At 43.5% G+C, this 13,468-nt stretch carries 16 protein-coding genes and 1 pseudogene; 1 reads left to right on the plus strand and 16 read right to left on the minus strand.

All coding sequences use genetic code 11. The annotated features are described in order from the left end of the window. Positions 1 to 20: 20 nt before the first annotated feature. The 10 genes and pseudogenes from J7E81_RS31170 to J7E81_RS26215 form a co-directional block, all read right to left on the minus strand. Positions 21 to 272 (minus strand): hypothetical protein, encoded by a 252-nt coding sequence (locus J7E81_RS31170; RefSeq protein ID WP_308162292.1) that lies wholly within the window; start codon positions 270 to 272, stop codon positions 21 to 23. A gap of 4 nt (positions 273 to 276) precedes the next feature. Further along, positions 277 to 375 (minus strand): annotated as a pseudogene (locus J7E81_RS31175) (hypothetical protein); the annotation flags it as partial. A gap of 414 nt (positions 376 to 789) precedes the next feature. Continuing rightward, positions 790 to 2,037 (minus strand): MFS transporter, encoded by a 1,248-nt coding sequence (locus J7E81_RS26180; RefSeq protein ID WP_215047037.1) that lies wholly within the window; start codon positions 2,035 to 2,037, stop codon positions 790 to 792. Between the two features lie 288 nt (positions 2,038 to 2,325). Beyond that, entirely contained in the window at positions 2,326 to 3,468 is a 1,143-nt protein-coding gene (pqqE, locus tag J7E81_RS26185; RefSeq protein ID WP_215047039.1) for a pyrroloquinoline quinone biosynthesis protein PqqE, read from the minus strand. Then, positions 3,449 to 3,787, minus strand: a complete 339-nt coding sequence (pqqD, locus tag J7E81_RS26190; protein WP_308162291.1) for a pyrroloquinoline quinone biosynthesis peptide chaperone PqqD — start codon at positions 3,785 to 3,787, stop codon at positions 3,449 to 3,451. The genes pqqE and pqqD overlap by 20 nt, the downstream gene beginning before the upstream one ends. 21 nt (positions 3,788 to 3,808) lie before the next feature. After that, complete coding sequence (gene pqqC, locus J7E81_RS26195; RefSeq protein ID WP_215047048.1) at positions 3,809 to 4,546, minus strand: pyrroloquinoline-quinone synthase PqqC; 738 nt, start codon at positions 4,544 to 4,546, stop codon at positions 3,809 to 3,811. A 2-nt stretch (positions 4,547 to 4,548) separates the two neighbouring features. Next, positions 4,549 to 5,481 carry a pyrroloquinoline quinone biosynthesis protein PqqB gene (gene pqqB / locus J7E81_RS26200; protein WP_215047150.1) on the minus strand — a complete coding sequence of 311 codons (933 nt, stop codon included), beginning with the start codon at positions 5,479 to 5,481 and terminating at the stop codon, positions 4,549 to 4,551. Then, positions 5,471 to 5,710, minus strand: a complete 240-nt coding sequence (locus tag J7E81_RS26205) for a hypothetical protein (RefSeq protein ID WP_215047050.1) — start codon at positions 5,708 to 5,710, stop codon at positions 5,471 to 5,473. Before J7E81_RS26205 ends, pqqB begins: the two co-directional genes overlap by 11 nt. A 55-nt stretch (positions 5,711 to 5,765) precedes the next feature. Beyond that, positions 5,766 to 5,840 (minus strand): pyrroloquinoline quinone precursor peptide PqqA, encoded by a 75-nt coding sequence (pqqA, locus tag J7E81_RS31455; protein ID WP_205182009.1) that lies wholly within the window; start codon positions 5,838 to 5,840, stop codon positions 5,766 to 5,768. Positions 5,841 to 6,078: 238 nt separating this feature from the next. Next, positions 6,079 to 8,064 (minus strand): outer membrane protein assembly factor BamB family protein, encoded by a 1,986-nt coding sequence (locus tag J7E81_RS26215; RefSeq protein WP_215047052.1) that lies wholly within the window; start codon positions 8,062 to 8,064, stop codon positions 6,079 to 6,081. 256 nt (positions 8,065 to 8,320) lie between these two features. On the opposite strand from J7E81_RS26215, the gene J7E81_RS26220 reads away from it, so the two are divergent. Beyond that, on the plus strand, positions 8,321 to 8,782 hold the full coding sequence (locus tag J7E81_RS26220) for a hypothetical protein (protein ID WP_215047054.1): 462 nt from the start codon (positions 8,321 to 8,323) through the stop codon (positions 8,780 to 8,782). A gap of 102 nt (positions 8,783 to 8,884) precedes the next feature. Here J7E81_RS26220 and rpsI read toward each other — a convergent pair whose 3' ends face one another. The 6 genes from rpsI to J7E81_RS26250 all read right to left on the minus strand — a co-directional run bounded on the left by rpsI (position 8,885) and on the right by J7E81_RS26250 (position 13,220). Beyond that, positions 8,885 to 9,277 (minus strand): 30S ribosomal protein S9, encoded by a 393-nt coding sequence (rpsI, locus tag J7E81_RS26225; RefSeq protein WP_215047056.1) that lies wholly within the window; start codon positions 9,275 to 9,277, stop codon positions 8,885 to 8,887. 22 nt (positions 9,278 to 9,299) lie between these two features. Next, positions 9,300 to 9,737 (minus strand): 50S ribosomal protein L13, encoded by a 438-nt coding sequence (rplM, locus tag J7E81_RS26230; protein ID WP_215047058.1) that lies wholly within the window; start codon positions 9,735 to 9,737, stop codon positions 9,300 to 9,302. 251 nt (positions 9,738 to 9,988) lie between these two features. After that, positions 9,989 to 10,729, minus strand: coding sequence for a tRNA pseudouridine(38-40) synthase TruA (gene truA / locus J7E81_RS26235; protein WP_215047060.1), 741 nt, complete (start codon positions 10,727 to 10,729; stop codon positions 9,989 to 9,991). A 12-nt stretch (positions 10,730 to 10,741) separates the two neighbouring features. Beyond that, a complete protein-coding gene (locus J7E81_RS26240) occupies positions 10,742 to 11,539 on the minus strand; it encodes an energy-coupling factor transporter transmembrane component T family protein (RefSeq protein ID WP_215047062.1) in 798 nt (265 codons plus the stop codon). Beyond that, entirely contained in the window at positions 11,536 to 12,405 is an 870-nt protein-coding gene (locus J7E81_RS26245; RefSeq protein WP_215047064.1) for an energy-coupling factor ABC transporter ATP-binding protein, read from the minus strand. The genes J7E81_RS26240 and J7E81_RS26245 overlap by 4 nt, the downstream gene beginning before the upstream one ends. Then, positions 12,381 to 13,220, minus strand: coding sequence for an energy-coupling factor ABC transporter ATP-binding protein (locus J7E81_RS26250; protein WP_215047066.1), 840 nt, complete (start codon positions 13,218 to 13,220; stop codon positions 12,381 to 12,383). The genes J7E81_RS26245 and J7E81_RS26250 overlap by 25 nt, the downstream gene beginning before the upstream one ends. Between the last annotated feature and the right edge of the window lie 248 nt (positions 13,221 to 13,468).

Genomic DNA, 13,468 nt, shown 5'->3' on the forward strand with positions numbered 1-13,468 from the left:
TCGTTACAACCTATGCACTATCAGTTTATGTACGATTTTTTGTCCAATATGATAACATAGTAAAGAAGTGCCCCTGCGACACAAGTCGGAGCAGGAGCACTTTCTTTATAAAATAACCTCTTCTTTTGTAATTCCCCATAGGCAAGATTAAATAAAACCAATACCAAAGCCAAAGCAACCAAAGCCAATGCCGACACAACCAAAGCCGCCGCAGCCGCCGCAGCCGAAACAGCCGCCGCAACCGAAACAGCCGCCGCATCGGAAGCCGCCACATCGGAAGCCACCGCAACGAAAGCCTCCACAGCGACCCCACATACGCTCATCCTGGAATTGTGGAGCGTATGAAACTAACTCACCCGTTTGATAAGGGTCCATTGCCAACCCTTGCAGCTCATTATGAAAATTTTGCACTTTTATTCCTCCCCTTTGTATTTAATGACCATGTGCAATAGAAACCTGAAAAGAGAGTAAGATAATTTGTCAATTTTGTGTAAAAGAAATTTTTGGTACTGATGTACTCTCTTCAACAAAATATGGTTTTTTCTGGGGCGTTGTTACTAATGTAAAAGCCTATTTTACTTTGAAGATCTAAAGGAATGCTGCTTGTTTGCAGAAGATAAATGAAGAGGACATTATAAAAATACTACTGTGAAAGGTACATTAGTCTAAATCACTGTTTTCTAGTCAAACAAAAAATAGGCAAGTGTATATCCCTTGGGCACAAAAAAAAGACCTCAACTTAGTGGTTGAAAGTCTTGGAATGTCCGCAGGATTTTAACTCTAAAACTCTCAACCCGATGAAGCATGCGATTTCATGCGAATATCGTATGTAGAAAAAATCCTGCCGTATAAATAAGCAAAACTGAGTTGTAGACATGAGGCTATGTAAAAGGGCAGGGACAGGGAGCCCAATCCAAAAAGATAGCCTGTAATATACGGTCCAATTGAGGTGGGCAGCTTCATTGAAAAAAGATTGATACTTGACGCAAAGCCGCTCCGCTGGTTACGTGTTAAACTCACACTCAGTGCCTGCTGTGCCCCCTGCGTACCTCGATTTAAAGCCGTTCGAAGTATATAAATGACAGAAACGAGTGCATATGATGATAGTAGGGGCATCAGAATTAAAAGCAGACTTCCGATAAAACGGATGAAAACAATGGACCGGATTGTCCCATGATTATGAGATAATCTTGCTTGTAAAATGGAGGTAGCTCCGGTCGTGAAAAATGTAATCGCCAATGTGCTGCCAATTTGAGCAGGGCTTGCCCCAAATTTAGCCGAAAACCAATAGGACATCATTGGCCCGGTCAGCCCGATGGCAATTCCATTAAGGATGTTAATGGCTGCAAGCTTGTATACCGCTGCATTTTCTTCCTGCAAGATTTTCTTTTCTTCATTCCTCCGTCCCTCTTTTTTGTCTCCTTGGCAGTTTTCGCCTTCTCCTCCTTGAATGGTTAAAATGATGTAGGCTGTGATCATTGATGCAACGAGAATATAGCAGAATAGAAGGCGATTAGGAGATACTCCAGTCTTCAAAAAGGATGCAGCAGCCCCCGCTAGCACTGCTCCCGCCCCCATTCCGAAAAAACTGAGGGCATTATTCAAACTGTATACTTTGCCTCGTTCTGCTGTTGGGACAAAGGATGCAAGCCAGGCCTGCTCCGCAGGGGCGCTTGGACTGGGTGAACCCGCGTCTGCTTTTCCAAACCCGGAAAGTGTAATGGCAATAGACAATAAAATAGGGTTAGTGGTTAATACCCCGACCAGTGCACATCCGGCGGTAACTAGTTCAGAAATAAGGACAAACGGTTTTCGGCCAAGCCTGTCACTATACACACCTATAAAAGGTGCAAGTACAACACCAAGCAATCCTCCTGCAGCAAGCACACTCCCAATCGCTGCCGTGCTCCATCCCAGTGAATCGAGATATAAAGCCAATTCCACTACCATCATGCCTTGTCCAATACTGCGAACAAAATTTACCAGCATGAGCCGCTTGACCACCGGATGAATTTGACCAATTCCTGTAAATTTCACTTTAATCACTACCCTTTCAATTTATAGGTAATTTTTAGGTTACCAGGTTTCTACTTAAAAGGGTGCCAATTCTCAATTTCATTTATTCATAGGTATAAACAAACAAAGTTAACCATGGAATGACATGTTTACAAGGGATTTATGGTAAATAGAGGGATAAGCTTAGGTGTGGAGAGGGATTGATTCGATATGGCAGGTAAATGGAAGGGACTTAAAGTTGAACACAGCCGAAAAAAAATGGTGCTAAAGGGTATGTACGTGTCCCCTGCAGCACCACTTTGGCAACGCCTATTTTTTTAATAACCGTTCTATTGCAGATCTTTCCTGAGAATATCTCCGATAGATTAGGGGGGATGATGATTCAACCGATTTGCTGTTGGCCTCCTGTACAGCTTTTTCAATTAAATGATGTTCTGGTGCCCATTGGCAGACTGGGTCCACCGCATAGGCATCTCCCGTTAAGGCAAAAGCCTGACAGCGGCACCCTCCTCCATCCTGCTGCCTAAAATCACAGCTGAGACAAGCTTTGGGCATCGATTCTTCCCCCCGGAAACAGTTAAAAGATTCTGATTCATACCAAATAAATTCTAACGAAGACTCACGGACATTTTCAAAAGATAATTCTTTTATAATCCCGGCGGTTGGACACGGAAGGGCAGTTCCATTCGGAGCTACCGTTAGACCAATAGCTCCCCATCCCCCCATGCAAGGCTTGGGTGCAGATGCATAATAATCAGGAATAACCCAAATAATTTCCATCTTCCGCTTCAGTCTTGCTATAGCGGCTTCATAGACTGCACTTGCACGCTCAATCTGGTCCCTGCTTGGCAGAAGTTTCTCCCGATTCAGCAGTGCCCAGTTATAATACTGGGTGTTCGCCAGCTCCAACCGCTCGGCTCCCAGTTCTTCCGCAAGCTGAATGATTTCCCCCACCTGATCAAGATTCATTCGGTGTAACACCACATTTAATGACAAATGCAGTTCTGCCTGTTTTACAGCAGTGACCGCTTCCCGTTTTTTCTCAAAGGCTTTGTATCCGCCAATCCGATCGGAAAGTTTCGCTTCTGCTGCTTGAAAGCTCACCTGCACATTGGCTAAACCGGCTTCCTTTAGCCGAATCGCTTTTTCCGCTGTTAAGCCAATGCCGCTTGTAATGAGATTGACATACATCTCTAATCCAGCAGCGTGGCTGATAAGGGCTTCCAGGTCATCCCGAAAAAGCGGTTCGCCGCCAGAAAAATGAACTTCCACTACTCCCAATTCGGCGGCCTCGGACAAGACCCGTCTCCATTCCTCCGTTGAAAGTTCCTTAGCTTCCTTTGCCATTTCAATAGGGTTTGAACAATACGGACAATGCAAAGGACAGCGATGGGTTAATTCAGCAAGCAGCGAATAAGGGGGTTGAACGGCACTATGGCTCTGCGTCTTCATGCTGAATCACCACCCATCCCTGATCCGCCATCTCCAGTAAAAATTCGGAAATGTCAGCCTCCATTGTTTTCAATTCGGGCACAGCACCCGAACTACCTGTTTCTGAGCCTGCCATTAGAGAATTCCTGATGTATTCAGTGATGGTGTTTACGGTCCGGCTCCCGTCACATAAACGAAGGATCGACGCTGCAGTTTCGTTTAGGACTACAACCTTTTCCGGCAGCAAAAGGAGATGTTTTTCTCTCACCTTATCAAATTTTAATCGCGCCTTTGCAGCGATTTTTGGAAGACTGCCAGCTACAAAAATAGACTCCACCACCAATCATTTATTCTTCCCAGTTCACGGTTTAGGGGGATAAGCCTTTTCAATCGCATCAAGCTGTGCCCATAATACATCACATTTGAACCTTAATGCGTTGACAGCCCGCTGCTGTGCTTCTGGTGTTCGACATTGGGTTAAAACAAGTCTGAGGGCCACATCCGAATCACAAGGTGCCTGAGTCAAACGGCTTTGAAAGTAATCAAGCCCTGAACGGTCAATCCAAGGATACAGCTGCTCAAAAACTTTTATCCTTTTTGAGATAAGGTCAGGCGAAAACAATTCCGTCAAACTTGAGGCAACCGCTTCAATCCACGGCTTTGTCCGGGCAAAGTTCACATAGGCATCCACCGCAAATCGAACACCCGGGACCACATGCTCTTCCCGTATGACTTCTTCCCGAGATAATCCTACCGCTTCTCCCAGCTGCAGCCATGCTTCAATACCGCCATCTTCACCAGGCCTTCCGTCATGATCAAGAATGCGGCCAATCCACTCCCGTCTCAGTTCCCTTGACGGCAGATTGGACAGAATGGCTGCATCTTTAATTGGGACTGACTTCTGGTAGTAGTATCGGTTGGCCACCCAGCCGCAGATCTGTTCTTTGGTTAAGTTTCCTTGGTGCATTACGATATGAAATGGATGTTTGTCATGATAAGAAGAACGCCCTACATTCCTTAGCCGCTCCGTGAATTCATCCGCCGACCAAAGCTCTTCTCTTTTTTTATTACGGTTGATGAACCCTTTTTGCTCCAGCATCATCACACCTCCATTTCCATGCCATCATAGGCGACTTCAATTCCAAGCCGCTCTAATGTATTCCTCTCCACTGAGCCCTTTTTCAAAATAGGGTTGCTGTTGTTAATGTGGATTAGGATTTTTCTCTCTGCCGGGAGAGAAGCTAATAACTCCAAGGTGCCTGAGGGTCCGCTAATCGGTAAGTGGCCCATGCTTCTTGCGTCACGAGCAGCTGCTCCTAACCCGGTTAATTCATCTTCCGACCAAAAGGTTCCATCTACCATCAGAATATCGGCTTTCTTTAAACACGCCTCTATAGCCGGAGTGATCTTTTCTAATGTAGGAAAGTAAGCAAGACACCTGCCCGAATCCTCATTATGAAGAACCAGTCCAACCTCCCAAATCTCTTCTTGACCATTCAGCTCCTGGGTTGCCTTGGCATAGAGCGGCGGTTTTTTCGAAACGGGAACCGGCTCAACGGTGATGGTTTCTCCTGTTCCTTCAAGTAATGGTCCCACCCTTTGCCGAATTCCTGGATCAAGATACTGCCATTCCCATGAACAATAGTTTTTTAGCATTGGAAACACCGGAAAAGCGGAGTGCAAGCAGCTTCGTACCATCTTGGTCCCATAAATCGTCAGACTGGAGCCCTCCCGCAGTGACAATAGCCCGAGCGTATGGTCGAGCTCCGCATCCGTTAAAAGAACACCCGCAAGAGGGGTCTCCCTTATGCCTGGACCTGCATTGAGTGAATCAAACGATTCAATTTGCCTGAGAATATCCGGACCTGCATTGATGAGGTACCAGTCCTTTTCATTGGCAGTTACCGCAAGCGAAGATTGTAATAACGGCTGGAGTTCAGCATTTCCTGAGCGGACTGCCCGACAGTTGGGACAGGCACAGTTCCACTGCGGAAAGCCTCCTCCAGCCGCCGCTCCTAATACTCTAATTCGAATTTGGTTTCAGTCCTTTCCCTTTTATGCGGGCATTATTTTTTTCTATATTCCGAGGTTTTCCAAAAAACCTTGCAACCTGCCACCCTATCGCCATATTCACCACAGCCATCAGGATATATAGCAAATAGTCCCCTATTGGATCAGGAAGCAGGAGATCGACAATCAGCCACCCACCTGCTGTAGCACCCCCGATCATCACGCCAATTACTGATTTTAAGTAACGATTCATATGCACACCCTCCGTTTTTTGATTAAAATCATGAACAAGAGGCAAGCAGTCTCCACTATTTTGCGATGTAGGAATACATCGTCACCTCGCAAGAAGTGTTGATTATTTCGTACTCAGGCTTTAACCACATGTGATTCCCCCCTTTCTTGACACTTTCAATAATGATTATTTTTTAAAGGAGTGTCTGATATTACCTTTCAAAACAATCTTATGTCAGCGGAAACACCAAAATAACTAAAATTTCAACTTGGGGTTGTCCAAATGTGCCTGTATTTTGCAAAATACTGCAAAAAAGGACAAGCTTCGAAGCAAAGTATCATAAAAAAAACCTGAGTCCGTAAACTCAGGTTTTCTTGCTTCAAATTAAATTACTTCTTCTGAGACAGCCATTTTGCCAATACTTCAGCCTCGTCCTTACCAACAAGACCTCCTGGCATACGTCCGCCTCCGTTAATGATTTGATTTAATATCTCCTCCTCAGACATGGATACTCCAACATGTCTTAAGTCAGGACCTGCACCTCCCTCAAGATTTCCACCATGACAGGACATACAGCTCTTTTTGTAAAGGACTTCAGCATTCATAGCAGCCGGCTGCTTCTTATCTTTTTCTTTATTCCCATGGCTGCCATGATTGGCGGTATCCGTTTTTCCTTGACCTTCAGGATCTGCACCGCCCGGATCTTTTGCAGGGGTTATTGTTTTATCCCCTCCCAATCCGTAGGTTACCACCTTTGTTCCAGTAACAAACGTAACGTATTGTTTGCCGCCATCCATATAAATCGCCGGCGCCATCATAATCTGAGCTCCGCCAGTTTTCATGTTCCATAAGACTTTTCCAGTTTTAATATCAAGAGCACTTACCGTTCCATCCAATTCGCCGTAAAAAGCAAGTCCTGTAGTCGTACTTGTAAAACCACCGCGCATTGGTTGTTTCGTCTTAAGCTGATAGGCATGCTTGCCGGTATTCACATCAATGGCGGTAATGGTACCAGATATGTCTTCGCCTTTTGGCGCCAACGTAATCGCAGTTCCTGGGAATAAACCATTTTTTGCCTCCAGTTCCTTTTCATCTTTCGCTGCAGACTCTAAAGATGGCTTATTAATACCAGGAATCAATACATAATTGGTTTTAGGATCATAGGTTTCCGGAGCATAGTTTTGTCCGCCTTCCGCTCCCGGCCATTGCATCGCCGGTTTATTTGGATCCGTCGGCTGTGTGGTGTGCTGGATTTTGACAAATGGAACGCCATTATAGATGGTATCGCCTGTTTTGGCATCCCACGCAAACCATTTTCCGTTCTTTCCGCCGTGTACAACAATTTTTTGCTTTTTGTTGTTGACCGTAGCATTCAGGATCATCGGAGTTGAGGTCGCATCATAATCCCATTCGTCCTCCTCATCCATTTCCGAATTTGCCCAAATCAATTTGCCTGTTTTACTTTCAAGAGCAACGACCGAGTCCGTATAAGGGTTTTTACCTGGACGAATTTTCTTAAAAAAGTCAGGAGCAGGGTTACCCGTGCCAAAATACATCACGTCAGAATCCGGGTCAAAAGCAATCTGTCCCCAGACGGCTCCGCCTCCTGTATAATTGCCCTTTACCCAACCTTCCCCCTTCTCAGGGACTGTCCAGAATGGTCCATCCCAGGCTGGCGTCAGGTCACTTGCTTTATAGGCCATCACAAAGCCGCGAATACCATTGTCACCGCCGCTGCTTCCCACATAGACGTTTCCTTTATAGTACATCGGAGCCATTGTTTCATAATATCGGTTTTCAAGCTTAGCTCCTGGTATTGTATCCCAAAGGTTGATCATTTTAATCAATTTTCCGTCTTTCGCGTTAAGTTTGGCTAAGCGATTATCCGCAATTAGGACAAACACATTGCCATCCGCAACAGCCACACCCCGGCTGGCAACAACCTCTAAAAGGCTTAGATCCGCATGGTCAAGATGGTCAAGAACATCCTTTGGCGGCGTCCATTGCCAAATTTTCTTCCCATTTGAGGCATCCATGGCAAACACTCGGTTCATTGAGGTCGTGACATACATGACACCATCTTTCACTACTGGAAAATCCTCCGAAGCATTAGGAATCTTCTTATTCCAATTTGCCAAATCTGCCTGCCAGACAATCCCTAAATCCTTCACATTGTCTTTTGTAATCTTGTTATAAGGGACATGCCGAGATTGTTGTAAGTCATACCCCCAAAGTGGGAAACCGGTATCCTTTTTGGAACTGGTCGTTTGTTTTTTGGCAGTGTCCTGTTTTTTTGCAGGTTTCTGCTGCTGACAGCCAACAATTAATACTACCGCCAATAAAGCTGCGAATATTGCTTTTAAATAACGAATCAAAAAAAAGACCCTCCTTATGTGTATAAGTTCAGAGTGATTGCCTCAATTTTTGGATGCTCTGAATTTTCCAATCCGGGGAGAACCCTGCTTTATTGGTCCTCACTCTTTTTTCTATATTGAGTAAAGGATTCCTTATTTATGCAAAAAACCATTTAAAATCAGTTAATATTTTTAACAATAGTGGATGAGGAATATTTACCAAATGTGGAGACAATCTATAGTTGAAATGAACTAAAAATCTTAGGATGGTGATTAAATGAAGATTTTCTTAAAAACGGCGAAATGTTTGGGTGGGTTTGTCTTATTACTTTTCTTTCTCATTGGGGGAACATGGCCTTCCACTCAAAGCGCGTTGGCTGCACAGGAAAAAACAATCGGTACAGCGGAAAATGGCGGGATCAAACTTACGATTACAAACTATGCTATCACAAACTATGGTCAAGAGATGATTTTGTATTATACCGTAGAAACAAAAACAGGTAATTTGATGGATGAAAATGTGAAAGGGCTGTTAAAAAATCCGGAAATCTCTATTGCAGATAATCGTCTTCAAGGAATGGATGCCAATCATAAAAAAATAAGCAGCCAGAAATATCTAGGTGCAGTCAGAGTAAACTTGCCGCAATATATACCTGCAACCTCAACTGCGGCACTTAGTACAGATGCAATTCTAAATCAAAAAGGACAGTGGACAATTAATTTCCAAATTAAAAAATAGCAAAAAAATATACTATTAGATCCCTAGGCCATGCCGGGGGTTTTTATTTGTAAAAAAAAACCCCCAACCAAAAGGTTGAGAGTTTCTGTAGTTCCGCAAAAATTAACGTTTTGAGAACTGAGGCGCACGACGAGCACCTTTAAGACCGTATTTCTTACGCTCTTTCATACGTGCATCACGAGTTAATAAACCTGCGCGCTTTAATGATGGACGGAACTCTGGGTCAGCTTGAAGTAATGCACGAGCAATACCGTGGCGGATTGCGCCAGCTTGACCAGTGTATCCACCGCCGCTTACGTTTACAAGAACATCATAGCTGCCAACTGTTTCAGTTGCAACTAGAGGTTGTCTTACAACAACACGTAATGCTTCAAATGGGATATAATCTTCGATTTCACGACCATTAACTACAATTTTACCTGTGCCTGGAACTAAGCGCACGCGTGCGACAGAGCTCTTACGACGACCAGTACCGATATATTGAACTTGTGCCATAGTTTTTGTCCCTCCTTCTAAATTAACCGCGAAGTTCGTAAACTTCAGGTTTTTGTGCTTGGTGTGGATGCTCACTGCCAGCATACACGTGTAATTTTTTGAACATTGCGCGTCCTAGAGAATTCTTTGGAAGCATGCCTTTAACTGCTAGCTCGATCATTCTCTCTGCATAGTTCGTACGCATTTCAAGAGCAGTTCTAGTTTTTAAACCACCTGGATGCATTGTGTGACGGTAGTAAATCTTGTCAGTTAATTTCTTACCAGTTAGTTCTACTTTAGAAGCGTTAAGAATAATTACATTATCACCAGTGTCAACATGTGGTGTAAAAGTTGGTTTGTTTTTACCGCGTAAGATTGAAGCTACTTCAGAAGCAAGACGACCAAGAGTTTTGCCTTCTGCATCAATCACATACCATTTACGCTCGATATTGTTGGCATTTGCCATAAACGTTGAACGCATGAGTTTCCCTCCTATTAAATCCATTAAAGATTATTATTTTCGCACTTTTAAAGCTATCAGCGTTCGATTCTGTTCCGGGAATAAACAGCTGATATCCTCGTGCAGTCATTTTCAAATCATATATTTTCAATCACGATGAAGACTTTCCGGGGCTTAATCGTGGGATTAAAAACACGCACATCTAATATAATAAATACTACAGGTCTAAATGTCAAGAAAATGTTACACCAGGAAAGGTTGTTTTAGAAATTTTATTCATAAAATACTTTCCAAAGATAAAGACCCTGGGCTGGAGCCGTTTTTCCGGCAAAGCGGCGGTCCTTTTTAACCAAAATATCCGCGATTTCTTCCGGTCTCAGCTTTCCACTGCCCACTTCCAATAACGTTCCTGTCAGGATACGAACCATATTATATAAAAATCCATTGCCCACAAAACGCAGTGTCAGAAAATCTTCGTTTTGTAGAAAATCAATTGTTTCAATGGTCCGGACTCTATCCTCAACTTCTGTCTTTGCTGAGCAAAAACTAGTAAAATCATGGGTACCAATGAAAGTGCGGCTAGCTTCCTTCATGGCCTCTATATTTAAATCATACGGGTACAGAACAGAGAAATTCCGTTGAAAAGGATCCCTCATTTTCGAAAGCTGCAGAACATAGCGATATTCTTTTCCAATCGTATCAAAACGGGCATGAAACGAGGAATCTGCTTTTATAACCGAAAGAACAGATAGATCCTCCGGCAGCAACGAATTAAGAGCTATTTGCCATCTTTCCTCCGAAATTGGAAGTGGAGAATCAAAATGAATAACTTGTCCCTTTGCATGAACTCCCGCATCCGTTCTACCTGATGCAAAAACTTTAATAGGTTCTCCTTTATGCATCTTGGCTAAGGCAGTTTCTAGTTCATATTGAACGGTTCGTTTCTTTGGCTGTACTTGGTAACCAAAAAATCCTGACCCATCATAAGAAATAATCGACTTATACCTTTGCATCATTTCGCTCCATTATGACCGTAATAGGATAAGTAAGGCAGTTAATACAACTAATAAAAGAATTTGAAGCGTATCCACTGGCCTCCAGCTCAGCTGACGGTACTTTGTCCTTCCTTCACCGCCGCGATAGCCTCGTGCCTCCATCGCAATGGCCAGCTCCTCCGCCCGCTTAAAGGCACTGACAAACAAAGGAATCAAGAGTGGAATAACTGCCTTTACCCGTTCCTTAATTGGACCGCTGTCAAACTCCACTCCACGCGCAATTTGCGCTTTCATAATCTTATCGGTTTCCTGCATCAGCGTTGGAATAAACCGTAGGGAAATAGACATCATCAACGCCATCTCATGGACCGGAAACCGGACCTTCTTCAACGGATTTAATAGAGTTTCCATCCCATCAGTAATTTCGATTGGACTAGTTGTTAGTGTTAATAAAGAAGTCATGAGAATTAAGAAAAAGAATCTTAGTGAAATAAAAATCCCCTGTCTTACTCCCTCTTCATAAATCTCCAAAGGACCCCATTTAAATAGAAGGTCACCCTGCTTTGTAAAAAACAACTGCAGTACTAACGTAAATAAAACAAGCCATATGACCGGCTTAAGGCCGCCATATAAAAAGCGGACGGGAATCCTCGACATGCCTAGCATATAAAAAGTATAAATACCTATAAGTACATAAGTAATCCAGTTATTAGCAAAAAAGATAATACAAACAAATAGAAAGATAATTAATAGTTTTGAACGAGGATCCATTTTGTGAATAGTCGAATCAGCAGGGACATAACGGCCAAAAATCATTTTTTCCATCATGAGTGAACACCCCTGCTTAAAACCTCAGCAACCTTTGACGATAACTCTTCAATCGTGAGATAAAATTTGTCTAACTTCATACCTGTTTGTTTTTCTAGTTTCAACTGAAAGCGAACCACTTCCGGAACATCAAGACCCATTTGTACTAATTCAGCCGGGGCTGAGAAGATTTCCTCTGGTGTCCCTTTTTTTGCGACTCTGCCCTGCTGCATGATAACAATTTGATCCGCATACCTTGCTGCATCCTCCATACTATGGGTTACTAATATGGTAGAAAGCTTTCTTTCCTTATGAAGTTCAAAAAACATATCCATAATCTCTTTACGGCCTCGCGGGTCTAGCCCTGCTGTCGGCTCGTCTAAGACAATCACATCAGGCTCCATGGCTAGCACGCCGGCAATGGCCACACGCCGCATTTGCCCGCCTGAGAGGTCAAAGGGTGATTTGTGTAGGATCTCTTCTGCAAGTCCCACTTGTTTTAGTGCAAGCCTTGCCCGCTCCTTAGCCTCTGTTTCAGATACTCCAAAATTCATCGGTCCAAAAATAATATCCTTTTCCACCGTTTCTTCAAATAACTGATGCTCTGGGAATTGAAAAACGATACCAACCTTTTGTCGGACAGGCTTTAAATGTTTATTTTTCTGTCCAGATTTAATTTCATGACTACCAATCTTCACAGTCCCCTTGGAGGGCTGCAGCAATGCATTTAAATGCTGCAAGACCGTTGACTTGCCTGAGCCCGTATGACCAATGATCGCCATGTAGGTGCCAGCTGGGATATCAATCGAGACATCTTCAATCGCCAGCCGTTCAAAAGGGGTATTTGCTTGATATCGGTATTCTACTTGCTGAAGCGAGATGTCCATAACTCTGTCACCAACTCTTCTTCCGTTAAATAGTGCTTTGATAGTGTCAATCCATTTTGACGGAAAGCTTTGCTCATCTTTACAGAGAAAGGGATGTCCAATCCTAACTGGATCAATTGTTCATCCATGGCAAAAATCTCTTCCGGTGTTCCCTCACGAAATACTTCTCCCTGGTTCATGACAATTATTCGGTCAGCTTTGGCGGCCTCATCGAGGTCATGGGTAATGGAAATGACAGTAAGAGACTTTTCTTGTTTAAGCAGACGTACAGTCTCCAATACCTCTTCACGGCCCCTTGGGTCTAGCATAGAGGTGGCCTCATCAAGAATAATAATGGACGGTCTTAAGGCTAGTACACCTGCAATCGCTACACGCTGCTTCTGTCCACCTGATAGATGGTGGGGCTCTTGATATAGAAATTGATCCATTTTTACCCTTTTTAATGAATCCTCTACGCGTTGCACCATTTCTTCTCGAGGTACCCCATTATTTTCTAAACCAAAAGCCACATCATCCTCAACCGTTGTCCCTACGAATTGGTTATCAGGATTTTGAAAAACCATACCGACTTTTTTTCGTACATCCCAAATCGTTTCTTCAGTCAACACGACATGATCAATGGTAATATCGCCTTCCTGGGGAAACTGAAGACCATTTAATAATTTCGCCATTGTTGATTTACCGGACCCATTATGTCCAACAATCGCTAGCCATTCCCCTTCATAAATATCAAAGCTCACATTTTTCAAGGCATAGCGTTCCTGTGTATCATATTGAAAGGATACACCTTTAAGAGATACAATTGACTTTTTCATCGCCCATTCTCCTAGCTAAACTTTTCTCCGCTCACATGCTGCAAACATCATTTTACCTTGTATATAACAAAAAAAGCCTGCACCTCGTCCCTAAGCAGCACGTATTCAACTGCAAATAAAGGGATTTCTAAAAAGAAATGGGAGGAGGTGCATGAGCTAGACGAGACGTGAAGAAGAAAACAAAAATGGTTTTCATTCCGAAGAGGGAAAAAGGACCTCTGATGGCTCTTAAGATAAGAGTCACGCTC

Source organism: Bacillus sp. ISL-18, assembly GCF_018613415.1.
GTDB lineage: Bacteria > Bacillota > Bacilli > Bacillales > Cytobacillaceae > Neobacillus.

What these genes read in the sequence shown, in the direction of transcription:
- pqqE (WP_215047039.1), bottom strand. Translation starts at nt 3,468, where the DNA reads ATGAAGACGCAGAGCCATAGTGCCGTTCAACCCCCTTATTCGCTGCTT.
- pqqC (WP_215047048.1), bottom strand. Translation starts at nt 4,546, where the DNA reads ATGCTGGAGCAAAAAGGGTTCATCAACCGTAATAAAAAAAGAGAAGAG.
- J7E81_RS26205 (WP_215047050.1), bottom strand. Translation starts at nt 5,710, where the DNA reads ATGAATCGTTACTTAAAATCAGTAATTGGCGTGATGATCGGGGGTGCT.
- J7E81_RS26220 (WP_215047054.1), top strand. Translation starts at nt 8,321, where the DNA reads ATGAAGATTTTCTTAAAAACGGCGAAATGTTTGGGTGGGTTTGTCTTA.
- rpsI (WP_215047056.1), bottom strand. Translation starts at nt 9,277, where the DNA reads ATGGCACAAGTTCAATATATCGGTACTGGTCGTCGTAAGAGCTCTGTC.
- rplM (WP_215047058.1), bottom strand. Translation starts at nt 9,737, where the DNA reads ATGCGTTCAACGTTTATGGCAAATGCCAACAATATCGAGCGTAAATGG.
- truA (WP_215047060.1), bottom strand. Translation starts at nt 10,729, where the DNA reads ATGCAAAGGTATAAGTCGATTATTTCTTATGATGGGTCAGGATTTTTT.
- J7E81_RS26240 (WP_215047062.1), bottom strand. Translation starts at nt 11,539, where the DNA reads ATGATGGAAAAAATGATTTTTGGCCGTTATGTCCCTGCTGATTCGACT.
- J7E81_RS26245 (WP_215047064.1), bottom strand. Translation starts at nt 12,405, where the DNA reads ATGGACATCTCGCTTCAGCAAGTAGAATACCGATATCAAGCAAATACC.
- J7E81_RS26250 (WP_215047066.1), bottom strand. Translation starts at nt 13,220, where the DNA reads ATGAAAAAGTCAATTGTATCTCTTAAAGGTGTATCCTTTCAATATGAT.